A 25,004-nucleotide genomic window follows, 5' to 3' on the forward strand; every position below is an offset into this window, starting at 1 on the left:
CGAGACGGGGCCTGTGCCGCGCTGAGACGAGGCCCGTGCCAACGCGAGACGGGGCTTGTGCCGCGAAGCGCGGCACAAGCCCCGTCTCGGCGTTGCACTAGGCCCGTCTCGGCGCGGCACGAGCCCCGTCTCGGCGGTGGGTCAGGCGGTGGGCTCCACGTAGACCGAGCGGCCGAGCTCGACGAACTCGGCGGACTTCGCCTGCATGCCGGCCTTGCCCTCCTCCGTGAGCGCGGACGCGTCGAGCGCGGCCTGGTCGGCGGGAGTCAGGTCCGCGCCGAAGCGGTCGCGCACGTCCTGCGAGATCCGCATCGAGCAGAACTTCGGGCCGCACATGGAGCAGAAGTGCGCGGTCTTGGCGTTCTCCGCCGGCAGCGTCTCGTCGTGGAACGCCTCGGCCGTGTGCGGGTCGAGTGACAGCGCGAACTGGTCGCGCCAGCGGAACTCGAAGCGCGCGTGCGACAGCGCGTCGTCCCAATCACGGGCGTTCGGGTGGCCCTTGGCCACGTCGGCTGCGTGCGCCGAGAGCTTGTAGGTGATGACACCGGTCTTCACGTCGTCACGGTTGGGCAGGCCGAGGTGCTCCTTCGGCGTGACGTAGCAGAGCATCGCGGTGCCGTGCATCGCGATGGTCGCGGCGCCGATGGCCGACGTGATGTGGTCGTAGCCAGGTGCAATGTCCGTCACTAGCGGCCCGAGCGTGTAGAACGGCGCGCCGTGGCACCAGTCCTGCTGCAGGACGACGTTCTCCTCGACCAGGTTGAGCGGGACGTGGCCAGGGCCCTCGACCATGACCTGGACGTCGTACTCCCAGGCGCGCTTGGTGAGCTCGGCCAGCGTCCGCAGCTCACCGAGCTGGGCGGCGTCGTTGGCGTCCGCGGTCGCGCCGGGGCGCAGGCCGTCGCCGAGCGAGAATGCCACGTCGTACTGCTGGAAGATCTCGCAGATCTCGTCGAAGTGCGTGTAGAGGAAGTTCTCCTCGTGGTGCGCGAGGCACCAGCCGGCCATGATCGAGCCGCCGCGCGACACGATGCCGGTGACGCGGTTGGCGGTCAGCGGGACGTAGCGCAGCAGCACGCCGGCGTGGATCGTCATGTAGTCGACGCCCTGCTCGGCCTGCTCGATCAGGGTGTCGCGGAAGATCTCCCAGGTCAGCTTGTCGGCCTCGCCGTTGACCTTCTCCAGCGCCTGGTAGATCGGGACGGTGCCGATCGGGACCGGGCTGTTGCGGATGATCCACTCGCGGGTGGTGTGGATGTCGTCGCCGGTCGACAGGTCCATGACGGTGTCGGTGCCCCAGCGGATCGCCCAGGTCAGCTTCTCGACCTCTTCGGCGATGGAGGACGTGACCGCCGAGTTGCCGATGTTGGCGTTGACCTTCACCAGGAACTTCCGGCCGATGATCATCGGCTCGGACTCGGGGTGGTTGACGTTGTTGGGGATGATCGCGCGACCGGCAGCGACCTCCGAGCGCACCAGCTCGACGTCGCAGCCCTCGCGGACCGCGACGTACTCCATCTCCGGCGTCACGATGCCCTGCCTGGCGTAGTGCATCTGGCTGAGGTTCTTGCCCGGCCTGGCCTTGCGCGGCTTGTACGCACGGCCCTGCCACTGCTCCCGGTGTACGCCGGAACGCAGCGCCGCCTTGCCGTTGTCGAGGAGCTGCACCTCGCGGCCGTCGTACTCCTCGGTGTCCTCGCGGTCCTCGATCCACTCCTGGCGCAGGAGCGGCAGGCCGACCTCGGGCTGCGAACCCGGGCCCTCGGTCGCGTAGCGGTCGAAGGTCGCACCGTTGGTCAGGTCGACACGCGTGACCGGCACGCCGAGGTCGCCCTTGAGGACGCGGCTGTGGGCCGGGTGCACCGGCTCGTGGAAGGGGCTCGTCTCGACGCGCTCGATGGTCGTGCGCTCTGCGTCGGTGGCGGTCATGCGGTCTCCTCGGGGGACGGGGCGGGATTGCCCGTGGGGATGGTGTGGGCGACGGGTCCGCGTCCGCGGCCCAGGGTCCAGGTGCTGCTGAGGGTCAGGCGGTCGGTCACGTACGCCGCGGCGTCGCGCGCGGCGGTGGGCAGGTCGGCGCCCCGGGCGAGCAGGGCAGCCACGGCGCTGGCGTAGGTGCAGCCGGTGCCGTGGTCGTTGGTGGTGGCGACGGCTGCGTGCTCGATCGGCACCGGCTCGCTGCCGGGGGCCGCGAGCCAGTCGACGCAGCTGGCCGGGCTGCCGGCGACGACACCCGGGGCCACCTCCGGCCCACCCGTCAGCAGCACGACGGGACCGTCGAGCTTGTCGGCGAGGGAGGCCGCCAGCGCCCGGACGGGGGTCGGGTCATCGGCGGCGAGGCCGAGCAGCATGCGGGCCTCGGCAGCGTTGGGCGTGACGACCGTGGCCACGGGGAGCAGGTCGTCGACGTAGGCCGCCACCAGACCATCACCTGCCAGCGCCGCCCCGGTCGTGGCACGCAGGACCGGGTCCACGACGAGAGCGCGCGAGGCGTCCGCCGCGCACCAGCCGGCGACGAGCCGCGCGACCTCAGCCGTTCCGAGCATGCCGGTCTTGACCACAGCGGGCGCGAGGTCATCGAGCACCGCAAGGAGCTGCGCGGCGACGACGTCGAAGGGCACCGGGTGGATCGCGTGCACCGCCACGGTGTCCTGTGCCGTCACGGCGGTGACCACCGATGCACCGTGCAGCCCGAGGTCCGCGAACGTCGCGAGGTCGGCCGCGATCCCGGCTCCACCACCGGAGTCCGTGCCCGCGATGGTCAGGGCGACGCGAGGCGTCACCACGGCGCGTCCTCGAGCAGATCGAGCAGCTCGCGAACGACGGCAGCCGGGTCCGCGGCACGCATCACCGCACCCATGACCGCGAGGCCGTCGACACCTGCCCCGATCGCATCAGCGGCCGTCGACGGCGTGATGCCACCCAGGGCGAAGACGGGGATGCCGGCCGCACCCGACGCGGCGTACTCCTCCGGGGAGAGGGCCGCGTAGCCGGGCTTGGAGACGCTCGCGGCGAACGGCGACAGGGTCGCCCATGACGCACCGGCAGCGGCGGCGACGTGCACCTCAGTGGCGGAGTGGCACGACCGCCCCCAGGGCAGGTCGCGCGGCGCCACGACGGCGGGATCCGCCGGGAGGTGGACGCCGGCCGCCCCGTAGAGCGGTGTGTGGGCCGAGATCACCGTCGCGCCGACCTCGGTCAGCGCCGCGACGAGCGCCGTCCGGGACAGCTCCGTCTCGTCCAGCTCGCGTACGACGACGTGCGTCAGGCCCGCCTCGACGCAGTCCGCGACGAGGGAGACCAGCGACCGTCCGAGCGGCAACTGGCTGCGATCGGTGAGGAGGAGCAGCCTCCGGCGGTGGTCGCGCAGGTCGAGGTTCACGACACCAGTCCCGTCGTGGGCGACGACGCCCGGGCGGTGGCCCGGCGCGGGATCCGGCCGGCCTGGCGGGCGGCGTACCCGGCCTCGACCCCCAGGCTCAGCGCCCGCGCCATCAGCACCGGATCGTCGGCGCGGGTGATCGCCGTCGCGGCCAGCACTGCGGAGCAGCCCAGCTCCATGGCCCGTGCGGCGTCGGACGCAGTGCCGACCCCGGCATCGAGCACGACCGGGACGGAGGCCCCGGCGACGATCGCCTCGATCGCGTGCGGGTTGAGCAGGCCGAGCCCGGAGCCGATCGGCGACCCGAGCGGCATCACCGCTGCGCAGCCCACGTCCTCGAGGCGCCGGGCCAGGACCGGGTCGTCGGTCGTGTACGGCAGGACGACGAAGCCGCGGCGTACCAGCTGCTCGGCGGCGTCCAGCAGCTCGATCGCGTCGGGGAGCAGCGAGACCTCGTCGCCGATCACCTCGAGCTTCACCCAGTCGGTCTGCAGCGCCTCGCGGGCGAGCTCGGCGGTGAGGACGGCCTCGCGCGCCGTGCGGCACCCGGCCGTGTTCGGCAGCAGTCGTACGCCGTGGCCCGCCAGCGTCCCGAGCAGGCCACCGTCGGACGTGCCCGAGGCGCGCCGCATCGAGACCGTGACGAGCCCCGGTCGTGCGGCCTCCAGGACCGGGTCGAGCAGGGCCGGCCGCGGGAGTCCGCCCGTGCCGAGGAAGAGTCGGGACGCGAGCTCCACGCCCGCGATGACCAGTGCGTCAGCGTGCGCGGGGCCGCTGGCGGAGCGGGAGCGCAGCGAGCTGTCCGTCGGGGTGCTAGCCACCCTGCACCGCCGTGACGATCTCGACGACGTCGCCGTCGTTCAGCGTGGTCGTGGCGTGCACCGCGCGGGGCACGACCTCGCCGTTGACGGCAACCGCGCTGCCCCGGACGGGGCCGCCGAGCAGGTCAGCCACGAGGGACGCCACGGTGGCAGCGCCGGCGCACGCGTGTGGAGATCCGTTGACGGTCAGGTTCATGCGTTGGCTCCTTCGCGGGCGAACCGGCGCGGGTCGAGAGCCGCGTCGATCGCTCCGGTCTCGAGGTGGTCCGCGACGAGGCGGGCCGTGAGCGGCGCCAGCAGGACGCCGTGGCGGTAGTGCCCGGCGGCGAGCACGACGCCGTCAACCCCGCTCGGCCCGACGAGCGGCAGGTTGTCGCGGGTGCCCGGGCGGTTGCGAGCGATGGCTTCGACGAACGTCGCCCGGTCGAGCGACGGCAGCAGCTCGCGCGCTGCGTCCAGCAGGCGGTGAACCCCCTCGACGGTCACCTCGGCCTCGCCGTCGTGCTCCTCGGACGTCGCCCCGATGACCACCTCCGTCGAGCCTGCGCGCGGCACGACGTAGACGGACTCACCGTGCACGAGGCCGCGGACCACCTGCCGCGGGCCGTCGTCAGTGCGCACCCGGAGGATCTCGCCGCGAACCGGACGGACCAGCTGGGCGAACGGTTCCGGGAGCGTCGCACCGGTCGCCACGACGGTCGCGTCGTACGCAGGATCTGCCATGTCGCGCGCAGGATCTGCCATGTCGGCGACCGCGGAGCGCGTGACGGGCACACGTGCGAGGAGCGCGGCAACGACGGCACGCGGGTCGACGCTGTGGTCGTCAGGCAGGTAGGCGCCGCCGACGACCCGACCCAGTCCGGGCTCGCGCGCCATCAGCTCGCGCCGCGACAGCGACTCCGCGGTGATCCCGGCGGAGGCCAGCAGGGCGAGCTGGCGGTCGACCTCCTGCAGGTCGGCGGCGTCGGCCGCGGCCAGCACCGTGCCCGTGCGGTGGAGGGGTACCCCCAGGTCAGCGGCGAAGGCGGGCCACAGCGCAGCCGACGCGCGGCCGAGGCGCCAGAGGTCGTCCTCGCCGTGCCACAGCTCCCCGGCAGGGCAGAGCATCCCGGCTGCGGCGTACGACGCACCGGAGCCCGGCGACGGGTCGATCACCGTGACGTCATGACCGCGACGCAGCAGCTCGGCCGCCGAGGCGAGGCCGATGACGCCCGCGCCGAGCACCCTGACCTTCATCGCGTCCGCACCACCGAAGCAAGCGCGCGCGCTGCAGCGACCGGATCCGGCATCGCCCAGATGCCACCGATGACGGCGACCCCGTGCGCTCCCCCGGCCACCACCCGGGCCGCGTTGTCGGGAGTGATGCCGCCGATGCCGAGCACCGGCACTCCCCCGGGCACCACGGCGGCTCCCATGCCCTCCACCCCGAGCGGATCGGGCAGCCCGTCCTTCGAGGTCGTGGCGAAGACCGGTCCGACTCCGACGTACGAGGCGCCGAGGTCACCCGCGGCGCGTACGTCGGCCGCCGTACGGCAGGTGGCACCGATCAGGAAGCGGTCCGAGAGGAAGCCGCGTGCCTGCGCCCGCCCGACCATGGACCGGACGTCGGCCACCGGGAGGTCGCTCGCCCCGACGTGGACGCCGTCGGCGCCCGTGATCACCGCGACGTCGATGCGGTCGTTGACGATCACCTTCGCGGCGGGCACGAGGTTCATCACGTGGTTGGTCAACGCGATCAGGCCGTCGCGCTCGAGGGTCTTGTCGCGCACCTGGAAGGCGTCGACGCCCGCCATCGCGAGGGCAGGCAGCAGCGCGAGGTCGTCGACGGACGACACCAGGCACATCAGCTGGGGCACCACGAGGTGCACTCCTTCACGTCCCTATCGCCGGCATTACCCGGATCAGGTTCGACGGTCGGAGCGGCTCCAGCTCCCTCTCAGTCCACTGCCGCGGACTCCCGTGTGTTCTTGTTCGCCTGCGACCTTAGCGCACTACCTCCGCAGCTCCGTCGCCTCGTCCAGCCACCCGAGCTTCTCCGGGTTGCGCATGGCGAAGATCCGGGTGATCCGGCCCGCGACGATCTCGACGCTCACGATCGTCGGCCCGCCCACCTCGTCGTCGATCCGTACGCCGACACCGCCGTTGAGCGCGAAGACATCGACGGTCGGGTTGACCGAGACCCGCGGGAAAGGACGGAGCAGGTTGGCGACCTTCTTGGCACCGATGATCGGCATCCGTACGGCGTTGGCCACGCCGCCACCGTCCGCGAGCAGGACGACGTCCGGCGCAAGCACGTCGAGCAGTCCCTGGAGGTCCCCGGTCGTCACCGCTGCGATGAACCGGTCGACCACCTCCCGCTGCTCGCGGCGGCTCACCTGCATCCGCGGCCGGCGCGCGTCGACGTGGTTGCGCGCGCGGCTGCTGATCTGGCGCACCGCCGCCGAGGTCTTGCCGACCGCTTCGGCGATCTCGTCGTGCGGCAGGTCGAAGACCTCCCGCAGGACGAAGACCGCCCGCTCGGTCGGCGTGAGCGACTCGAGCACCGTCAGCATGGCGATCGAGACGCTCTCCGCGAGCTCGACGTCCTCGGCCACGTCGGGAGCGGTCAGGAGCGGCTCCGGCAGCCACTCGCCGACGTACTCCTCGCGGCGGCGGCTCAGCGTCCGGAGCCGGTTGAGCGCCTGCCGCGTGACGACCCGGACGAGATACGCCCGCGCGTCACGCACCGTCGCCCGGTCGACCTCGGCCCACCGCAGCCAGGCCTCCTGCACGACGTCCTCGGCGTCGGCCGCGGAGCCGAGCATCTCGTAGGCAACGGTGAAGAGCAGGCTGCGGTGAGCGACGAACGGGTCGTCCCCGAGGGCGGTGGCGCTCATGCCGGCGACGCTACTCCCGCGCGCTGACCAGCCTCGGGACGCGAGGCCAGGGGCTTCATGCCGCAGGCATCGGCGAATCCCTCCGACTCGATGCCCATCGCCACGTTGCCGCGGGTGGTGAGGTTGGCGAAGCCGATCACGCTGGTCAGCTCGACGAGCGCCGCCGGACCGAGCGCGTCAAGCAGCCTGGCGGCCAGCTCGTCCGTGACCTCCACCGGCGTGGCGCTCATCGCCTCGGCGTACCCCAGGACGTCGCGCTCCAGCGCCGTGAAGACGTCGGACTCGCGCCAGCACGGGACCTGCTGTGCCTTCACCAGGTCGAGCCCCTCGTGCCGGGCCATGAAGTAGTTGAAGTCCAGACACCAGCTGCAGCCGATGTACGACGCGACCGCCATGTGCGCGAAGGCCTTGAGGCCGGGGTCGCAGCGGTCCCACTTCGTCAGCTTCTGCCCGAACCCCATGGACGCGTTGAGGACGGGCTGGTTGTGCCACATCACGCCGAGCGACTCGGGCACCTTGCCGAACATCTTCGTGCTGAACCTCCGGACGATCGCGCCCTTCAGGCCCGAGATCTCGGTGGCGGGAATGCGGGTGGTCATGGTTCCGGTGGTCATGGTTCCTCCTGGGTCGGTTCCGGATGGGATGACATGAAGACACCGGCCGGGCCCCGGATGTGACAGCGCGGCGTGAGGTGACCTCTGCAGGTGGTCCAGACGGCAGGGGTGACATGCGTCGCGCATTCGCGTTCTGACTGGCCAGCCGGGCTCTCCAGTTCTAATTTCGTGTCCGTGCTCGTTGTCCTTTCTGTCGGCTTTGTCGGTGTCCTGGCGCTCTTCTGTGCGCTCCAGGTCATCGCGACGTTGACGCCGAACGAGACGCACCGCGGTCACGAGACCGACCCGGAGGAGCTCGTCCTCCAGCGACTCCACGCGCTGGCCGAGGCACGCCGTGCCCACGTCGAGGCGATGCGCACCGCGCGCTACGACGAGCTGCGCCGCACGGGCGACACCGAGCCCTCGGTCGGCATCGGGGTGCGCGGCACCCGCTGAACCCACGTCCTCCACGGGCCGACGGCGCCGGGCTGTCGGTGAGCGGTGACAGAGTGATGCCATGAGCGGCACACCCGGCGGGAGCCCCGAGCGCCCCGCGCTCTTCTTCAGCGGTCCGGCCGAGTTCGCGCAATGGCTGGCGGCCCACCACGACAGCGCGCCCGACCTCTGGATGGGCCTGCGCAAGAAGCATGTCGCCGACCGCGGCCTCACCTGGGAGGACGCCGTCATCGAGGCGCTCTGCTGGGGCTGGATCGACTCGAAGGTCGAGCGGATCGACGACGACGCCGTGCGCCAGCGGTGGACGCCACGACGACCCGGCAGCAGCTGGAGCCGGATCAACATCGCTGCGGTCGAGCGCCTGACCGCCGAGGGGCGGATGCAGCCCTCCGGCCTCGCGGTCTTCGCGGCCCGCAAGATCGCTCCGTCCGGCTACACCCACGAGCACGACGGCGAAGCCGTGCTCCCCGAGGCATATCTCGCGCTGATGGCAGCCGACGCGAAGGCCACCGCGTTCTGGGAGATCGCGACTCCGTCGTACCGGAAGATCTGCGTGGTGTGGGTCAACGGGGCCAAGCAGCAGGCGACCCGCGATCGACGGATGGCACAGCTGCTCGAGGACCACGCCGCCGGCCGGGTGATCCCCTCGCAGCGCTACGGCGAGCAGCCGAAGTGGGTCGAACGGGCCGCAGCGGCGGCCGCACAGGCCTAGCCTGACCGCATGATCCGCGCACTCCCCTTCCTCGTCGAGCTGATCCTGATGATCTTCTGCCTCGTCGATGCGATCTCGGCGCCCGAGCACCGGGTCCGCAACCTGCCGAAGTGGGCCTGGATCCTGCTCATCCTGATCGTGCCGCTCGCCGGCGGGATCGCCTGGCTCGTGGCCGGCCGCCCGACGGCCGACGCCTCGCGGCAGTGGGCGCCGCCCGGCTTCCCGGAGTACGACCGCCCGGGTCGCGCGACCGCAACCAACCCCGACGACGACGAGGCCTTCCTGCGCAAGGTCCGCGAGCGCGCCGAGGAGCAGCGCCGTCGCTACGCCGAGGAGAAGCGCAAGGCCGAGAAGCAGGACCCCGACGCGCCCCAGGAGTGAGGCTCAGGCGGTCTGCTCACCGGCCGCGCCGAGGTAGGTGCGCACCGCCTGCGCTGCCGCGCGTCCTGCGCGCGTCGCGCCGATCGTGCTGGCCGACGGGCCGTAGCCGACCAACTGGACCCGCGGGTCGCGCGCAGCCGTGACCGCGGTCTGCACGTCCTGCCCCGTCGTGAGCAGCTGGATGCCGCCCTCCGGGCCACGCAGGTGCAGCGGAGCGAGGTGATCGACCGCCGGCCGGAAGCCGGTCGCCCAGAGGATCACGTCGACGGGCTCGAAAGCGCCGTCCGCCCAGCGCACGCCGTCCGGCTCGATCCGCGTGAACATCGGTCGCCGCGCGGCGTAGGCGCCGAGACGCTCCGCTTCCCGCTCCTGCTGTCGCAGCGCCAGACCCGTCACGCTCACGACGCTGGCCGGTGGCAGGCCCTGCGCGACCCGTTGCTGCACGAGCGTCACCGCGTCACGACCGACGGACGCGTCGAAGCCATCTCGCCAGACCGGCTCGCGGCGGGTCACCCACAGCGTGTCCGTGAGCGGCGCCAGCTCGCCGAGGAACTGCACTGCCGAGGCACCCCCACCGACGACCAGCACCCGCTTGCCACGGAAGTGGTCACGGCCCGGGTAGTCCGCCGTGTGCACCTGCTCCCCGCGGAACGTCTCGGCGCCCGGGTAGTACGGCACGAAGGGCCTCGTCCAGGTGCCGGTCGCGTTGATCAGAGTGCGGGTCACCCAGCGGCGCGGGCCGGCGTGGACGACCAGCAGATCACCCTCGCTGGTCACCCGGTCGACGGCCACCGGCCGGACCACAGGCAGGTCGTGCAGCGCCTCGTAGCGCGCGAACCACGCCGGCACCACGACGTTCGCCCTGTCGGCGGAGCCACCGGGCGCCGCCGCGTCCGGCAGGTCCGCGACACGGTGGACGTCGTTCATCGTGAGCGAGTCCCAGCGGTGCTGCCAGGCACCGCCTGCACGGTCGTCGGCATCGAGGACGACGTGGTCGATGCCCAGCCGCTTGAGGTGGTACGCCGCGGACAGTCCCGCCTGTCCGGCTCCGATCACCACCGCGTCGTACGTGTGCACGGGGACAGAACGCCGACACCCGCGCCGCGATTCCGGGGAGGGTCCTCAACGGACTCACGCACGCACAGCCACAGGAGCGGCGTACATTTGCCGCTCGTGAGCACTGGTCCTGAATTCCGCTACTCCGACCTCCTCCCCATCGGCAAGGACGAGACGCCGTACCGGCTGATCACCACCGAGGGAGTCTCCACCGTCGAGGTGGACGGCCAGACCTTCCTCAAGGTCGCGCCGGAGGCGATCCAGCAGCTGACCGAGGCGGCGATGCACGACATCAGCCACTACCTCCGGCCGGCGCACCTCTCGCAGCTCCGCAAGATCATCGACGACCCCGAGGCGTCGGGCAACGACCGCTTCGTCGCGCTCGACCTGCTCAAGAACGTCAACATCTCCGCCGGTGGCGTGCTGCCGATGTGCCAGGACACCGGCACCGCGATCGTCATGGGCAAGAAGTCCGAGGGCGTCCTCACCGGCGCCGACGATGCCGAGTGGGTCTCCAAGGGTGTCTACGACGCCTACACGAAGCTCAACCTCCGCTACTCGCAGCTCGCGCCGCTGACGACGTACGAGGAAAAGAACACCGGCACCAACCTGCCGGCCCAGATCGAGCTCTACTCCACCCCGTCGAAGGACGGGAAGCCGGAGTACAAGTTCCTCTTCATGGCGAAGGGCGGCGGCTCGGCCAACAAGTCGTTCCTCTACCAGGAGACGAAGGCCGTCCTGAACCCGAAGCGCCTGCTCGAGTTCCTCGACGAGAAGATCAAGTCCCTCGGTACGGCGGCCTGCCCGCCGTACCACCTGGCTGTCGTCATCGGTGGCACGAGCGCCGAGTTCGCCCTGAAGACCGCGAAGTACGCCTCCGCGCACTACCTCGACAACCTGCCGACCGAGGGCTCGATGAGCGCCCACGGCTTCCGCGACGTCGAGCTGGAGGAGGAGGTCTTCAAGCTGACCCAGTCCTTCGGCATCGGCGCACAGTTCGGCGGCAAGTACTTCTGCCACGACGTCCGTGTGGTGCGCCTCCCCCGCCACGGTGCCTCGTGCCCCGTCGCGATCGCCGTCTCCTGCTCGGCCGACCGCCAGGCGCTCGGCAAGATCACCGCCGAGGGCGTCTTCCTCGAGCAGCTCGAGACCGACCCGGCGCAGTACCTCCCCGACACCGAGGAGCAGCACCTCATTCAGGGCGGCGAGGTCGTGAAGATCGACCTCAACCAGCCGATGTCGGAGATCCTCGCCGAGCTCTCGAAGCACCCGGTCAAGACCCGCCTGTCGCTGACCGGTCCGCTGGTCGTGGCCCGCGACATCGCCCACGCCAAGATCCAGGAGCGCCTGGACGCCGGCGAGGGCATGCCGGAGTACATGAAGAACCACCCCGTCTACTACGCCGGTCCGGCGAAGACCCCCGACGGCATGGCGTCCGGCTCGTTCGGCCCGACCACCGCCGGTCGCATGGACTCCTACGTCAAGGCGTTCCAGGCCGAGGGCGGCTCGATGGTCATGCTGGCCAAGGGCAACCGCTCCAAGCAGGTCACCGAGGCCTGCGACACCTACGGCGGCTTCTACCTCGGCTCGATCGGCGGCCCCGCCGCCCGTCTGGCGCAGGACTGCATCAAGGACGTCTCCGTGCTCGAGTACGAGGAGCTCGGCATGGAGGCGGTCTGGAAGATCGAGGTCGAGGACTTCCCGGCGTTCATCGTCGTCGACGACAAGGGCAACGACTTCTTCACCGACCCGAGCGGCGCCGTCACCGTGCCGGTCTCCGGCATCCGGGTGCGCTCGGCGGAGTGACCCCCGCACACACCTGAGGAAGGCCCCGGTCCGCTACGGACCGGGGCCTTCTGCGTCGTCCGGCGTGTGCCACGGGAACAGTCACCGATCCGTTACCGGACGAGTGAGGCATTCTTCGCTCCGGCGACGTAATCTGCCGCGGTGGCGCCGCGTCGGCGCCCGCATCACCTCGGGGGAACTCATGCGTCGCCACCTGCTCGCTGCCGCGCTGATCGCCGGCTCCGTCACCGTCCTCGCCGGCACCCCGGCGTACGCCGCTCCGGCCGCGCCGGTGCTGTCCGACTTGGACACCAGCGTGGCGGGCCACGTCACCGGCACCGTCACCGGAGGCCCCGACGCCCAGTCGGCTTGGGTCTGCTGGAGCGGATGCCACATCAACACCGGCCTGACCGGCGCCTGGTGGATCCCGCTCGACCCGTCGACGCACGCGGCGACGTTCGACCTTCCGACGTGGGGCTACCGGGACGGCGCCGTGTCGACCGTCGTGTGCGCCACCGCTCCATCCCCCGGCAGCAACTGCTCGTCGGGCAACGCCTCCCCCGCGGTCTATTCGGACACACTGACCGCGACCGACGTCGTACCGACGATCACCTGGCCCGCGGACACCACCATCGGCACCAACCCCGACGGCACGACGCAGCAGGTCAGCGCCACGCTCAGCGACACGGGCGGCGGCAAGCTGACCGTCGACTGGACCTACTCCGAGCCGGACGCGGGTGACCACGACCTCCTGACCCCGGTCGCGCACAACGGCACGACCCAGCTCAACCTCGCCGACGGCGTCGGCCACCTCCGGCTCTTCCGTTGCAACGACTACAACAGCGACCCGTGCACGCACTACGACGTCGACAGCGCGCAGACGACCGTCGACCGGGAGAGCGAGACGCTCTACCTGTCCTCGCCCGCCATCACCAGCGCGGTGGACCCCAGCCACGGCTCGCTGCCGACCAACCACCAGGGCGCGTTCCAGGCGTCGTGGCACGTCTCGGCCGACGGCCAGGAGATCGCCGGATCGACCGGCGCCGCCTCGGGCACCATCGCCGACGACGGCAGCGCCGCGATCGACATCCCCGGCGCCGGCCTTCCGGAGGGCTACGACCTCCGGGTGGACGGCACCATCTCGATCGACGACCCCGACTTCGGCCCGACCACCCGTCCCTTCACGGGGTCGCTCACCGTGGATCGCGAGGGTCCCGCGATCGAGGGCCTCACTGTGTCGCGCACCAGCATCCACCCCACCGCGATCGACGCCCTGGCGTCGTTCCGGACCACGACGATCGCGGTCCACGACGACACCCAGCTCGACTACCAGGACAAGATCGCCATCCACAACGCCTCCGGCGTCCAGGTCCGCGTCCTCGAGCCGGAGGTCGACTCCTGGTTCGACGAGCACGTCGTCTGGGACGGTCGCGACGAAGCCGGCGACGTGGTCCCGGTCGGGACCTACACCGTCACCTCCGTCGACCCGTTGGGCAACCCGTCGGGCCTCAGCCGGACGGTCGCGGTGTGGCACTCCAACGGCATCCTCAAGACCTTCACGAAGAAGGTCACCCCGGCCGCCGCGAAGGTCGCCACCGTGCGCGGCCGCTGCGCCACGCTGGCCTCCCCCGCGTCCCGGGGCTGGACCGGCTCGATCGGCTACTACGCCAACGCACGCTGCCGCTCGACGTCCAACGGCGACGACGTCGCCTCGACGGTCAGCGCCGTCACGCTGCCGACCGCGGTCCGCTACCGCGACCTGCACGTCGACACCTACGGCGGTGCCTCGCTCAAGTACCGGGCGTCCGCCGTCATCGGCTACTGGAACGACGCTGCCGGCGAGTGGAAGGCGATGCACCAGATCGGCGGCACCGTGGCCACGCACGCCGGCATCACGGTGACCGCGACGCCGTACGTCGACGGGCACCGCACCGTCCACTGGCTCCTCGGCACCGCGAAGTTCAACCGCTACGACGTGAAGACCTTCACCGTCACCGCGCGCTACTACGCCTGGTCCTGACCTCCCGGACGCCAACGTCATACGGCTCGCACCCATGAGGGTGCGAGCCGTATGACGTTGCGGGGCGATTCAGACGGTCGTGCCGACCTCGTCGTGAAGCGCCTCGCCGAGCACGTTGTGCGTGGGAGCCGGCACCTGCTTCGCGGGCTTGAGGCGAGCCTTGCGGGCCCGGCGACGACGCCACGCGCCGACGAAGATCGCATCGAGGCTCAGCGCGCCAGCACCGACCGCGAAGAGGGCCAGGGCAGCCGCACCGATCGCCGCCACCAGCTCCCACCCGCCGTCGCCGACGAAGACGTCCGTGCCGCGGTGGACGAACCAGAACGCGCCCGCCATGTCCGCCACCACGAGCAGGGCCGCGAGCGGCGTCAGGAGGCCGATCAGCAGCAGCGCACCACCGCCCAGCTCGGCGGCAATCGCGAACGCCGCGGCGGGGCCGGCGTTCGGCACGCCCATGTCGGCGAAGCTGGAGCGCGTGCCCTCCAGGCCCCAGTCGTGCAGCTTCTGCCAGCCGTGGGCGACGAGCACGGCGCCGACGGCCGCACGTACGCCGAGCAGTGCCAGGTTGCGGCGGGTGCTGTTGATCATGGTCCCGAGTGCCATGGGGTCCTCTTCTCGCGTGGGTTGAGCCTTCAACCACGCTAGGCGGCTGCCACAAGGCCCCGTCGTACCTCTCTCGGCGCGGCGCGGGCGCGTGGCCGACGCCTCACCCGCCGGCACGGGAGAATGGAGCCATGCAGCTCGGAGAGATCGCCCGCGCCACCGGCCCCACCGGGGAGCTCGTGCTCCGCCGCCGCGCAGACGACCGCGGCGAGGACGGCACGACGATCGAGCTCCGCGCCAACGGCGTCTTCGTCATGGACACGGTCGAGACCGCCTCCGAGCGCGCGATGGCGACGGCGACGCTGGCCGCGTCCCGTACCCGCGGAGGTACGCCGACCCGGGTGCTGGTCGGCGGGCTCGGCCTCGGGTTCACGCTGGGCGAGGTGCTCGCCGACCCGTTCGTCGAGCACGTGACCATCGTCGAGATCGAGCCCGCCCTGGTCGGCTGGATGCGCGACGGCACGATCCCCTACGGGCCGGCGCTGCTCGCCGACGACCGCGTCGAGGTGGTGACCGCCGACGTGGCCGACGCTCTCGTCGACAGCGACGCGGCGGCGTACGACCTGGTGCTGCTGGATGTCGACAACGGTCCGGGCTACCTGGTGCACGACGGCAACGCGGAGCTCTACGAGGCGCCCCTGCTGACGATCGCGCGCGACCGGCTCGTCGACGGCGGGATGCTGGTGATCTGGTCGGCGTTCGAGGAGCCGGAGCTGCCGCTGGAGATGCACGACGTCTTCGGCAACTGCCGGGCCCTGCCCATCCCCGTCGACCTGCAGGGTCGTGAGGAGCAGTACTGGCTCTACGCCTCGGCGCGCTAGCGTCGAGAGGTGACTGACGACTTCCGCATCGAGCACGACTCCCTCGGCGACGTCCGGGTCCCCGCAGACGCGCTGTGGCGCGCGCAGACCCAGCGGGCGGTGGAGAACTTCCCGATCAGCGGCGGTGGCCTCGAACGTGCGCATCTCCAGGCGCTCGCCCTGGTCAAGGCGGCGGCCGCACGGGTCAACAACCGACTCGGCGTGCTCGACGACGAGCGCTCGACCGCGATCGCCGACTCGGCGGCCGAGATCGTCGACGGGCACCACCTCGACCAGTTCCCGATCGACGTCTTCCAGACCGGCTCGGGCACCAGCTCCAACATGAACATGAACGAGGTGCTCGCCGGCCTCGCCGCCCGCCGCGGTGTCGAGGTCCACCCCAACGACCACGTCAACGCGAGCCAGTCGAGCAACGACGTCTTCCCGACCTCGATCCACGTCGCCGCCACCCGCGCGACCGCCGATCACCTGATCCCGTCGCTCGACCACCTGGCCCGGGCGCTGGAAGGACGGGCGACGGCGTTCGCGGACGTCGTGAAGGCCGGCCGGACCCACCTCATGGATGCGACGCCCGTGATGCTCGGCCAGGAGTTCGGCGGGTACGCCGCCCAGGTGCGCCTCGGCGTCGAACGCCTCCAGGCGACCCTGCCGCGCGTCGCGGAGCTCCCCCTCGGCGGCACCGCCGTCGGCACCGGCATCAACACGCCCCCGGGCTTCTCCGCCGCCGTCATCGCCGAGCTCGCCGACGTGACCGGGCTTCCGTTCACCGAGGCACGCGACCACTTCGAGGCACAGGGCGCGCGCGACGCGCTCGTCGAGCTCTCCGGCCAGCTCCGCGTGCTCGCGGTCGGCCTCACCAAGATCTGCAACGACCTGCGCTGGATGGGCTCGGGCCCGGCCGCCGGCCTCGCCGAGATCCACCTCCCCGACCTCCAGCCCGGGTCGTCGATCATGCCCGGCAAGGTGAACCCGGTCCTGCCCGAGGCCACCCTGCAGGTCTGCGCTCAGGTCATCGGCAACGACGCCGCCATCGCGTGGGCCGGCGCGTCCGGCAACTTCGAGCTCAACGTGATGCTCCCGCTCATCGGCCGCAACCTGCTCGAGTCGATCCGCCTTCTCAGCCGCGCGACCCGGCTCCTCGCCGATCGGTGCATCGACGGCATCACCGCCAACGAGGCCCGCCTCCGCGCGTACGCCGAGTCCTCCCCCGCCGTCGTCACCCCGCTCAACCGGTACGTCGGCTACGAGCGCGCCGCGAAGATCGCCAAGGCCTCCCTGGCACAGGGCATCACCGTGCGCGAGGCGGCGGTCGCCGACGGCGTACTCACCGATGGCTCCCTGACGGAGGCCCAGCTCGACGAGGCGCTCGATGTACGCCGGATGACGCGACCGTCCGAGTAACCAGAACCCGCGACTCAACCCGCCAAAACCCGGGTTTCGACGTGACGTGCCGGCGCGCACGGAGGGCCGGTCGAACCGGCGCCTAAAGGCGTCAGTACCAGCCGTAGCCCTGGCTGTGGCCCCACGCGCCACAGGGGCTGCCGTAGCGGTCCTGGATGTAGCCGAGACCCCAGGTGATCTGGGTGACCGGGTTGTTCTCCCAGTCCGGGCCGGCCGAGGACATCTTCGAGCCGGGCAGCGCCTGCGGGATGCCGTAGGCGGACGAGCCCGGGTTGTCGGCGTGGATGTTCCAGCCGGACTCGCGGGTCCACAGCGAGTCGAGGCAGCCGAACTGGTCGCTGGACCAGCCGAAGTCGGAGAGGAGCGCCTTGGCCACCGAGCGCGGGTCGAGGTCACGAATGTCCTCGGTGCGGGTGTAGCCGTTGGCGACGGAGTCGGTGGCGGCGAGCGGCGCGACCTTCGCCTGCGACGTCGCGTCGCGGCGGTCGGAGCGGGACACGACCGGGTCGCGCTCGATGTCGGCACCGTTGATGCCGTTGACGCTCGCGAGGTCGATGTCGGCCGCAGCAGCAGCGACAGCGGGCGAACCACCGTTGGTCACGAGGCCGGTGGCGACGGCAGAACCGGTCGCGCCCACCGCGATCGCAGAGAAGATGACGGAGTTGCGGAGGATCTTCTTCGGCGCTTCGGTCGCCGGAACGGCGTCACCACGGTGCTTGGGAACGTACTTCACATGCTTCGACACAGTCAGGATCTCTGGCTAGACGTCAGGGCAACGTCTCCGGCCGAGAGAAGCCGCCCGGAGCTGGATCACAGCGCGGGCGGCCCGAAGACGAAGTACCACCATGCAGGAGATGGCGCGCGAGACCAAGTCGAACGCGCCGGACTGTGAGGGGAGCGACATCCTCATCCGGAGGCATCAGCCACTCCCCTCACAGGAGTCACACCAGTCACATCACATCGTGACGTGCTCCAGCATCTCCGTGACGAGGGCCGCGATCGGCGAACGCTCCGAACGGGTCAGCGTGACGTGCGCGAAGAGCGGGTGACCCTTGAGCTTCTCCACGACCGCGACCACGCCGTCGTGGCGTCCGACGCGGAGGTTGTCGCGCTGCGCGACGTCGTGGGTCAGGACGACCTTCGAGTTGGCGCCGATGCGGCTCAGCACGGTGAGGAGCACGTTGCGCTCGAGCGACTGGGCCTCGTCGACGATGACGTAGGCGTCATGGAGCGAGCGACCCCGGATGTGGGTCAGCGGCAGGACCTCGAGCATGCCCCGGTCGAGGATCTCGTCGATGACGTCCTGGCTGGTGACCGCACCGAGGGTGTCGAAGACCGCCTGGCCCCACGGGCCCATCTTCTCCTCGGCGCTGCCGGGCAGGTAGCCCAGCTCCTGACCGCCGACCGCGAAGAGCGGGCGGAAGATGACCACCTTCTTGTGCTGGCGGCGCTCCATCACGGCTTCCAGCCCGGCACACAGCGCGAGGGCCGACTTGCCGGTGCCCGCGCGACCACCGAGGGAGACGATGCCGACCTCCGGGTCGAGCAGCATCTCGAGCGCGATGCGCTGCTCGGCGGAGCGGCCGTGCAGTCCGAAGGCCTCGCGGTCCCCGCGGACCAGGTGCACCTGCTTGTCGGCGCCCACCCGGCCGAGCGCGGTGCCACGGTCGGAGAGCATGACGAGACCGGTGTGGCACGGCATGTCGCGCGCCTCGTCGAGCGCCACCACGCCGTCGTCGTACAGCTCGTCGAGGGCGGCCGCCGGGACCTCGATCTCCGCCATGCCGGAGTAGCCGGTGTCGGACTCGTGGATCTGCTCGTTGCGGTACTCCTGGGCGTCCAGACCGACGGACGACGCCCTGATGCGGAGCGGCATGTCCTTCGAGACGAGGGTGACGTCGTTGCCCTCGTCGCTGAGGTTCTTCGCGACCGCGAGGATGCGGGTGTCGTTGTCGCCGAGGCGGAAGCCGGACGGGAGCGACTCGGGGTTCGTGTGGTTCAGCTCGACGCGGATCGTGCCACCGGTGTCACCGATCGGCATCGCGGTGTCGAGGCGGCCGTGCAGGATCCGCAGGTCGTCGAGGGCGCGCAGCGCAGCCCGCGCGAAGTAGCCGAGCTCGGGGTGATGGCGCTTGCCCTCCAGCTCCGTGATGACGACGACAGGGATGACCACCTCGTGCTCGTCGAACCGGCGCAGCGCGCCCGGGTCAGCCAGCAGCACGCTGGTGTCGAGCACGTAGGTGCGGGTCGCCTGCTTCTTCGTCGTACGCCGGGTCGTGCGGGCCTTGGAGGCGGACGACGTCGACTGGGCGCTGGTGCTGATGCTGCTCGTGGCCACGACTACCCCTTGGAAACCGACACACGCACCCGCGCCCCGGTCCTAGCTCAGCTGGATGGACCGGGTGGTCCGCAGGCCGGAGTGCCGGCCCCCTCCCGCGCGACAGCAGCAACCCTGCTGTCGGGCGTTCAGTCCGTGATCACTCACGTTGCGGGCCTTCCGGTGAGGCGAGCTTCCCCACTCGCCATTGCTGCGAACGTACGCCCGCTGCACCGCCCGTTTTCGGCGACACGCCCGTGCGCGCGGGCCGTTCACGCAACCGTCACACGGGCGTGAAACGCGTGTGACGGACGGGGCTCAGGAGCCGAAACGGCGCTCGCGGGCGGCGTACGCACGCAGCGCGCGGATGAAGTCGACGCGGCGGAACTCCGGCCACAGCGCCTCGCAGAAGTAGAACTCGCTCTTCGCGCTCTGCCAGAGCAGGAAACCACCCAGGCGCTGCTCCCCCGACGTACGGATGACGAGGTCGGGGTCGGGCTGGCCCTTGGTGTAGAGGTGCTCGGCGATGTGCTCGACGTCGAGGGTCTGGGCGACCTCGTCGATCGAGAGTCCCTGCGCCGAGGCCTCCGCGAGGAGCGACTTCACCGCGTCGGCGATCTCCTGGCGACCGCCGTAGCCGACCGCGACGTTGACCAGCATCCCGTCGACGTCGCGCGTGGCCTCCGAGGCCTCCTTGAGCCGCTGCGCGGTGCGCGTCGGGAGCAGGTCAAGGGCGCCCACGGGGTGGATCCGCCAGCGCTTCTGGTCGACGAGGGAGGCGACGGCCTCCTCGATGATGCCGAGCAGCGGGACCAGCTCCTGCTCGGGGCGGTTGAGGTTGTCGGTGGAGAGCAGCCACAGGGTGACCACCTCGATGCCGAACTCCTCGCACCACTCCAGCAGCGGCTCGATGTTGGCGGCACCCGCGCGGTGGCCGTGCGCGGTGTCGCGACCGACGGCCTTGGCCCAGCGCCGGTTGCCGTCGAGCATGACGCCGACGTGCTTGGGCAGTCCCTCATCCGGCAGGAAGCGCACCATCCGGGCCTCGTACGCCGGATAGAGCAGGCGCTTCACGCGCTGTCGCGCCCGCACCACTCGTTCACTCCGCGTACCTGCCACGCAGGGAAGCCTACCGGCGCCGGTACCGTGGCTGTCGTGAACGAGACCAGGCGCGCAGGGCACGACGGCACCCCGATGAGTCGCCGGGGACGTGCAAAGGAGCGCGCCGAGGCGGTGCGCGAGCGCGCGGTCGACGCGGCGAGCAACGCGCGGGACCGCGCGCAGGACGCCCGCGACCGCGCCGTCGCGAAGATGGCCGACAAGATGGCCGAGGTGAAGCCGCACATGCGCGGCTGGCTGCACGCGGGCAGCATCCCGCTGATGACGGCCGCCTTTGCCGTGCTCATCGCGCTGTCGCCGTCTGCCATCACGGCAGTCGGATCGTCGGTCTACGCCGCGAGCGCACTGCTCCTCTTCGGCGTCTCGGGCATCTACCACCGCGGCACCTGGGCGCCGCGGATGTGGGCCTTCTGGCGCCGCTTCGACCACGCCAACATCTACGTCTTCATCGCCGGCACCTACACGCCGGTCGCCTTCCTCTACCTGCACGGCGGGGCCCGCTGGACCCTGATCGGTGTCGCGTGGGGCTGCGCGCTGGCGGGGCTGATCTTCAAGATCGGATGGCCGGGCGCTCCGCGCTGGGTCGCAATGCTGTACGTCGCCATGGGCTGGCTCGCAGTGCTCTTCATCCCGCAGTTCCACGAGGGCGCGGGACAGTTCCCGACCTGGGTCAACGTCTCGACGTTCACGCTCATTGCGGTCGGCGGCGTGCTCTACACCGTGGGCGCGGTGGTCTACGCGACCAAGCGCCCGAACCCGTCGCCCACCTGGTTCGGCTTCCACGAGGTCTTCCACCTGTTCACCGTGCTGGCCTTCATCTGCCAGTACATCGCGGTCTCCATCGCGACGTACGCGTTGCGCTGACGGGAACCAGGGCGCGCGGGCCGGCGTCGTACCGGCATGCGTTCCCTCCTCGCCGTCCTGCTCCTGGTCGCGCTGGCGGCCTGCTCCGGGCCCGCGCGCGACCGGCACGAGCCTGCCGGGGCCGTCGCGACCACGGCTCCGACCGCGCTGACCTGTGACGGCGACTCCCTGACCGTCAACCTCGACTACGGCGGCGACCGGACCTTCACCGAGCTGCTGGCGACCTGGTCGTCGACACACGGTCGCCCCTGGGTGGACCGGGCACGGCGCTCGATCTGGTTCCTCCGGCCTGACGGCACCGCCCACACCGTCCTGACCTTCACGCACTCGAAGCCCCGCGGCGGACGCGCCTGGTGGGTCGGCGGCTACCAGGTGTGCAACGACGCCAGCCAGTGGAAGCACCTGCGCGCCGCTCCCACTGCTGTCGAGCTCGAGGTCGGTCACTGCTGGATCGACCCGGTGACGGTGCTGGGTACGACGTGGGACGTGATGCGCGAGGACCAGTTCGGCTGGGGCGGGCCCGCTCCCCGCGGCTTCACGAGCCACGGGGCGGTGGCGGCTGCGGGCGACGTCGCCGTCTACACCGATGCCAGTGGCACGAGGCTGACGCTCGTCCCACAGGACGACCCCTGGGCGCTCCGACGGGGCCTCTGCGACTGACGTCACCGCAGGCACCGGGTGTACCCGAGCGAACACCTTTCCGGCCTGCGCGCCTCAAGCCACGCGGGGCAGCGACGCGGGGCGGAGTGAAACGTGTCCCCTCAGGTACGCCGACGCGGCCCGCGCGGTCCCGCGGCGCGCACAAGACATTGACGCACCTCGCACCCCATTTGATACTGTCTCGTGTCAGATCGAGCGCGTCTCCCGGGAACCGGCGCCTCACGACCACCGGGAGCACCCATGCACACAGCGCTCACTCAGCTGGCCAGGCCCTTCGGCACAAAGGTCGCCGTCCCGCGTCGGCTGTCGCCGCTGACCACCGTGGGCGACGAGGTCGACCCGGCCGCGCTGGACCTCCGCACCGACGATGTCGAGCGGATCTGGAAGGCGGTCCGGGCCTTCTACCGGACAGGACTCCAGCCCGGCATGAGCCTGGTCGTCCGGCACCGCGGCCAGATCGTGCTCGACCGCGCGATCGGCCACCGCCGGCTCGGCTCAGACGAGCTGATCACCACCGACACCCCGGTCTGCCTCTACTCCTGCTCCAAGGCGATCACCGCGGTGCTCGTGCACCGCCTGGCCGAGGAGGGTGGGCTCGACCTCGACGACACCGTCGCCTCGCACCTCCCGGCGTTCGCCGCCCACGGCAAGGGCGAGATCACGATCCGCGACCTGCTCACCCACCGCGCCCGGATCGCGCGGCTGCCCCTCAGGAAGCCGGAGACCGACGAGCTGCTCGACATCGACCGGGTGGTCGCTGCGCTGTCCGAGGCCCGGCCCGCACGCTCCCCGCGGCAGGCGTACCACGCGGTGACCGGCGGCTACCTGCTCGACGCGATCGTCCGCAGCACCGGCCGCACCTTCCCGCAGCTCCTCGAGGAGCACCTCAGCGGCCCGCTCGGCCTGTCCACCATGGCGTACGGCGTCCCGGAGGACCGGCGCGACGACGTGGCCCTGAGCTACTGGACCGGCCCGACCGTCGTACCGCCGCTGACCACCGTCATCACCCGCGTGCTCGGCGTGGAGCCGCACAAGGTGCCAACGGGACTGAACTCCCCTGCCTCCATGTCGACGGTCCTCCCGTCGGCCGGCATCTGGGCGAGCGCCCACGACGCCGCCACGGTCTTCGAGATGCTGAACCGCGGCGGCAACCTCGATGGCACCCGGGTCCTCGCACCGGAGACGTACGCCGAGGCGATCCGCCCCGCCGGACCGCTGGTGATGGACGGCATGCTCCCGGTCCCGATCCGGTTCTCGGCCGGCTTCATGCTCGGCGAGGCAGGCGCCTCGCTCTACGGCTGGAACACCCCGGAGGCGTTCGGCCACCTGGGCTTCATGAACATCACCTGCTGGGCGGACCCGGCGCGCGACCTCTCGGTCGCGTTCCTCAACACGGGCAAGTCGGCCTCGCCCGAGTCCGTCGTCCGGATGGCCGCCGTCAACTGGGCGATCAGCAAGGCGATCCCGCGCCACCGGGCGTGAAAGGATCCGTCCATGAGCTCCGCTGAGAAGACCGGGCGGACCTATGGCGGTGCCTCCCCCGAGCAGCGCACCAGCGAACGGCGGGCCCGACTACTGGAGGCGGGGCTCGCGCTCTACGGCACGCAGGGGTTTGCGGCCACCTCGATCGATGCGGTCTGTGCCGAGGCCGGCTTGACCAAGCGGTACTTCTACGAGAGCTTCGGCTCCGCCGAGGCGCTGCTCACCGCGGTCTACCTGGATGCCACCGCGCGCGTGCAGGGTCAGGTGGCCGAGGCGATCCTCGGCGCGGGTGACGACATGCAGGCACGAGCTGCGGCCGGCGTCGCGGCGTACTTCCGGGTCATCGACGCCGATCGCCGTACGGCGAACGTGATCCTCAGCGAGCTGCTGCCCCTCGCCGGCAGCGCCCGGGATGCGATCCGGGGCGCCACCGCGAGCTGGACCTCACTCGTCGCCATCGCCCTCGACGGCCACCACTACCGCGGGCACGACACCCGACTGGTGGCCGCCGCCGTGTGGGCGCTGCTCGCCGGCAGCGCCATCCGCTGGGCCCTCGACGACTACGCCGAGCCGGTCGACGCGCTCATCGCGCTGACCAGCGACGTCGTCTCGGACGTGCTCGCCGGCGTCAGCTGAGCATGTCCCGCACCAGCGGGACCACCTGCGAGCCGTAGAGCTCGATCGAGCGCATCAGGTCACCGTGCCGGACCTGACCCTGGTCGTACTTCAGGTCGAAGCGGTCGAGCCCGAGTGTCTGCACCGTGACGGCGATCTTGCGGGCGACCGTCTCGGGCGAGCCCACGTAGAGCGCGCCCTCCGCAACCTCGCGCTCGAAGTCACCCGGACGCGGCGGAGGCCAGCCGCGCTCGGCACCGATCTTCGTGCGCATGGCCAGCCACCCGTCGTGCACCACGGCGCGGGCCTGCTCGTCGGTCTCGGCCACCAGGCCGGGCGAGTGCACGGCCACCGGCCGACGCTCCACGCCGAACTGGTCCTGGGCACGCTCGAACAGGTCGACGTACGGCAGGAAGCGATCGCTCGAGCCGCCGATGATCGCCAGGAAGAGCCCGAACCCGTGGCGCGCGGTGCGGACCACCGACTCCGGACTGCCACCGACACCGACCCAGGCGCGCAGCCCGTTCTCGGTCTTCGGGAAGACTTCCTGCTCACGGAGCGGCGCGCGGGTCGTGCCCGACCAGGTCACCGGCTGCTCCTTGAGCAACGCGGCGAGCAGCTCGAGGCGCTCCTCGAAGAGCACCTCGTACTGGCTCAGGTCGAACCCGAACAGGGGAAACGACTCGGTGAAGGAGCCACGCCCCGCGACGATCTCGGCGCGACCGTTCGACACCGCATCGAGGGTGGCGAAGCGCTCGAAGACGCGGACCGGGTCGTCCGAGCTCAGCACGGTGACGGCCGACCCGAGCCGGATCCGCTCGGTGCGCGAGGCCACGGCGGCCAGCACCATCTCCGGGCTGGACACGGCGAAGTCCTGGCGGTGGTGCTCCCCGACGCCGAAGAAGTCCAGGCCGACCTGGTCGGCAAGCACCGCTTCATCGACGATGTCGCGGATCACCTGGGCATGGGACTGCGGATTGCCCGCCGCGTCCCGCGTGACGCCGCCGAAGGTGTCGAGACCGAACTCCGTGTTTGTCATG

At 71.2% G+C, this 25,004-nt stretch carries 26 protein-coding genes and 1 riboswitch; of the genes, 11 read left to right on the forward strand and 15 right to left on the reverse strand.

What is annotated here, in order from left to right; all coding sequences use genetic code 11:
- Nucleotides 1-141: 141 nt before the first annotated feature.
- The 9 genes from thiC to EPD65_RS09555 form a co-directional block, all read right to left on the reverse strand.
- Nucleotides 142-1,929, reverse strand: coding sequence for a phosphomethylpyrimidine synthase ThiC (thiC, locus tag EPD65_RS09515; RefSeq protein WP_131583499.1), 1,788 nt, complete (start codon nt 1,927-1,929; stop codon nt 142-144).
- Nucleotides 1,926-2,786, reverse strand: coding sequence for a bifunctional hydroxymethylpyrimidine kinase/phosphomethylpyrimidine kinase (gene thiD, locus EPD65_RS09520; protein ID WP_165872956.1), 861 nt, complete (start codon nt 2,784-2,786; stop codon nt 1,926-1,928). The genes thiC and thiD overlap by 4 nt, the downstream gene beginning before the upstream one ends.
- A complete protein-coding gene (locus EPD65_RS09525) occupies nt 2,780-3,382 on the reverse strand; it encodes a thiamine phosphate synthase (protein ID WP_131583500.1) in 603 nt (200 codons plus the stop codon). Before EPD65_RS09525 ends, thiD begins: the two co-directional genes overlap by 7 nt.
- On the reverse strand, nt 3,379-4,176 hold the full coding sequence (locus EPD65_RS09530; protein WP_279387559.1) for a thiazole synthase: 798 nt from the start codon (nt 4,174-4,176) through the stop codon (nt 3,379-3,381). Before EPD65_RS09530 ends, EPD65_RS09525 begins: the two co-directional genes overlap by 4 nt.
- Nucleotides 4,177-4,195: 19 nt before the next feature.
- The gene (thiS, locus tag EPD65_RS09535; RefSeq protein ID WP_131583502.1) at nt 4,196-4,399 is read right to left on the reverse strand and encodes a sulfur carrier protein ThiS; all 204 of its coding nucleotides are present in this window, start codon (nt 4,397-4,399) and stop codon (nt 4,196-4,198) included.
- A complete protein-coding gene (gene thiO / locus EPD65_RS09540; RefSeq protein ID WP_131583504.1) occupies nt 4,396-5,439 on the reverse strand; it encodes a glycine oxidase ThiO in 1,044 nt (347 codons plus the stop codon). The genes thiS and thiO overlap by 4 nt, the downstream gene beginning before the upstream one ends.
- On the reverse strand, nt 5,436-6,062 hold the full coding sequence (locus EPD65_RS09545) for a thiamine phosphate synthase (RefSeq protein WP_207891493.1): 627 nt from the start codon (nt 6,060-6,062) through the stop codon (nt 5,436-5,438). Before EPD65_RS09545 ends, thiO begins: the two co-directional genes overlap by 4 nt.
- Nucleotide 6,063: 1 nt before the next feature.
- A riboswitch (TPP riboswitch) is annotated at nt 6,064-6,173 on the reverse strand.
- A gap of 21 nt (nt 6,174-6,194) precedes the next feature.
- Nucleotides 6,195-7,079: an RNA polymerase sigma-70 factor gene (locus EPD65_RS09550; protein WP_131583506.1), complete on the reverse strand. Its 885-nt coding sequence runs from the start codon at nt 7,077-7,079 to the stop codon at nt 6,195-6,197.
- The gene (locus EPD65_RS09555; protein WP_243640529.1) at nt 7,076-7,693 is read right to left on the reverse strand and encodes a carboxymuconolactone decarboxylase family protein; all 618 of its coding nucleotides are present in this window, start codon (nt 7,691-7,693) and stop codon (nt 7,076-7,078) included. Before EPD65_RS09555 ends, EPD65_RS09550 begins: the two co-directional genes overlap by 4 nt.
- A 174-nt stretch (nt 7,694-7,867) precedes the next feature.
- On the opposite strand from EPD65_RS09555, the gene EPD65_RS09560 reads away from it, so the two are divergent.
- The 3 genes from EPD65_RS09560 (at nt 7,868) to EPD65_RS09570 (ending at nt 9,221) form a co-directional block, all read left to right on the forward strand.
- On the forward strand, nt 7,868-8,128 hold the full coding sequence (locus EPD65_RS09560; RefSeq protein WP_131583508.1) for a hypothetical protein: 261 nt from the start codon (nt 7,868-7,870) through the stop codon (nt 8,126-8,128).
- Nucleotides 8,129-8,189: 61 nt separating this feature from the next.
- Nucleotides 8,190-8,840, forward strand: a complete 651-nt coding sequence (locus EPD65_RS09565; protein WP_131583510.1) for a YdeI/OmpD-associated family protein — start codon at nt 8,190-8,192, stop codon at nt 8,838-8,840.
- 9 nt (nt 8,841-8,849) lie between these two features.
- On the forward strand, nt 8,850-9,221 hold the full coding sequence (locus EPD65_RS09570) for a PLD nuclease N-terminal domain-containing protein (protein ID WP_131583512.1): 372 nt from the start codon (nt 8,850-8,852) through the stop codon (nt 9,219-9,221).
- A gap of 3 nt (nt 9,222-9,224) precedes the next feature.
- Here EPD65_RS09570 and EPD65_RS09575 read toward each other — a convergent pair whose 3' ends face one another.
- Nucleotides 9,225-10,298 carry an FAD-dependent oxidoreductase gene (locus EPD65_RS09575; RefSeq protein WP_131583513.1) on the reverse strand — a complete coding sequence of 358 codons (1,074 nt, stop codon included), beginning with the start codon at nt 10,296-10,298 and terminating at the stop codon, nt 9,225-9,227.
- 96 nt (nt 10,299-10,394) lie between these two features.
- Between EPD65_RS09575 and EPD65_RS09580 the strand changes: the two genes are divergently transcribed.
- A complete protein-coding gene (locus EPD65_RS09580) occupies nt 10,395-12,083 on the forward strand; it encodes a fumarate hydratase (protein WP_207891494.1) in 1,689 nt (562 codons plus the stop codon).
- A gap of 181 nt (nt 12,084-12,264) precedes the next feature.
- On the forward strand, nt 12,265-14,082 hold the full coding sequence (locus EPD65_RS09585; RefSeq protein WP_131583516.1) for a flagellar hook assembly protein FlgD: 1,818 nt from the start codon (nt 12,265-12,267) through the stop codon (nt 14,080-14,082).
- A 69-nt stretch (nt 14,083-14,151) separates the two neighbouring features.
- On the opposite strand, the gene EPD65_RS09590 is transcribed toward EPD65_RS09585, so the two are convergent.
- Entirely contained in the window at nt 14,152-14,685 is a 534-nt protein-coding gene (locus tag EPD65_RS09590; protein WP_207891495.1) for a DoxX family protein, read from the reverse strand.
- Between the two features lie 131 nt (nt 14,686-14,816).
- Between EPD65_RS09590 and EPD65_RS09595 the strand changes: the two genes are divergently transcribed.
- Nucleotides 14,817-15,506 (forward strand): spermine/spermidine synthase domain-containing protein, encoded by a 690-nt coding sequence (locus EPD65_RS09595; RefSeq protein WP_131583518.1) that lies wholly within the window; start codon nt 14,817-14,819, stop codon nt 15,504-15,506.
- A 9-nt stretch (nt 15,507-15,515) separates the two neighbouring features.
- A complete protein-coding gene (locus tag EPD65_RS09600; RefSeq protein WP_131583519.1) occupies nt 15,516-16,907 on the forward strand; it encodes a class II fumarate hydratase in 1,392 nt (463 codons plus the stop codon).
- A gap of 91 nt (nt 16,908-16,998) precedes the next feature.
- On the opposite strand, the gene EPD65_RS09605 is transcribed toward EPD65_RS09600, so the two are convergent.
- From EPD65_RS09605 to EPD65_RS09615, 3 genes are all read right to left on the reverse strand, one after another.
- Nucleotides 16,999-17,640, reverse strand: a complete 642-nt coding sequence (locus EPD65_RS09605; RefSeq protein ID WP_243640530.1) for an aggregation-promoting factor C-terminal-like domain-containing protein — start codon at nt 17,638-17,640, stop codon at nt 16,999-17,001.
- A 222-nt stretch (nt 17,641-17,862) separates the two neighbouring features.
- A complete protein-coding gene (locus tag EPD65_RS09610) occupies nt 17,863-19,143 on the reverse strand; it encodes an RNA 5'-3' helicase PhoH2 (RefSeq protein ID WP_424450487.1) in 1,281 nt (426 codons plus the stop codon).
- Nucleotides 19,144-19,542: 399 nt separating this feature from the next.
- Nucleotides 19,543-20,298: an isoprenyl transferase gene (locus tag EPD65_RS09615; RefSeq protein ID WP_279387558.1), complete on the reverse strand. Its 756-nt coding sequence runs from the start codon at nt 20,296-20,298 to the stop codon at nt 19,543-19,545.
- Nucleotides 20,299-20,379: 81 nt separating this feature from the next.
- Here EPD65_RS09615 and trhA point away from each other — a divergent pair, with 81 nt between their 5' ends.
- From trhA to EPD65_RS09635, 4 genes are all read left to right on the forward strand, one after another.
- Nucleotides 20,380-21,207 carry a PAQR family membrane homeostasis protein TrhA gene (trhA, locus tag EPD65_RS09620; RefSeq protein WP_243640532.1) on the forward strand — a complete coding sequence of 276 codons (828 nt, stop codon included), beginning with the start codon at nt 20,380-20,382 and terminating at the stop codon, nt 21,205-21,207.
- A 36-nt stretch (nt 21,208-21,243) separates the two neighbouring features.
- A complete protein-coding gene (locus EPD65_RS09625) occupies nt 21,244-21,867 on the forward strand; it encodes a hypothetical protein (RefSeq protein WP_131583522.1) in 624 nt (207 codons plus the stop codon).
- A 240-nt stretch (nt 21,868-22,107) separates the two neighbouring features.
- Entirely contained in the window at nt 22,108-23,349 is a 1,242-nt protein-coding gene (locus tag EPD65_RS09630) for a serine hydrolase domain-containing protein (RefSeq protein WP_131583523.1), read from the forward strand.
- Nucleotides 23,350-23,361: 12 nt separating this feature from the next.
- The gene (locus tag EPD65_RS09635) at nt 23,362-23,985 is read left to right on the forward strand and encodes a TetR/AcrR family transcriptional regulator (RefSeq protein ID WP_131583525.1); all 624 of its coding nucleotides are present in this window, start codon (nt 23,362-23,364) and stop codon (nt 23,983-23,985) included.
- Here EPD65_RS09635 and EPD65_RS09640 read toward each other — a convergent pair.
- Nucleotides 23,978-25,003: an LLM class flavin-dependent oxidoreductase gene (locus EPD65_RS09640; protein WP_131583565.1), complete on the reverse strand. Its 1,026-nt coding sequence runs from the start codon at nt 25,001-25,003 to the stop codon at nt 23,978-23,980. The two genes, EPD65_RS09635 and EPD65_RS09640, sit on opposite strands and share 8 nt — an antisense overlap.
- Nucleotide 25,004: the final 1 nt, after the last annotated feature.

This window comes from Nocardioides jejuensis, from assembly GCF_004337475.1.
GTDB classification, from domain to species: Bacteria; Actinomycetota; Actinomycetes; order Propionibacteriales; family Nocardioidaceae; genus Nocardioides; species Nocardioides jejuensis.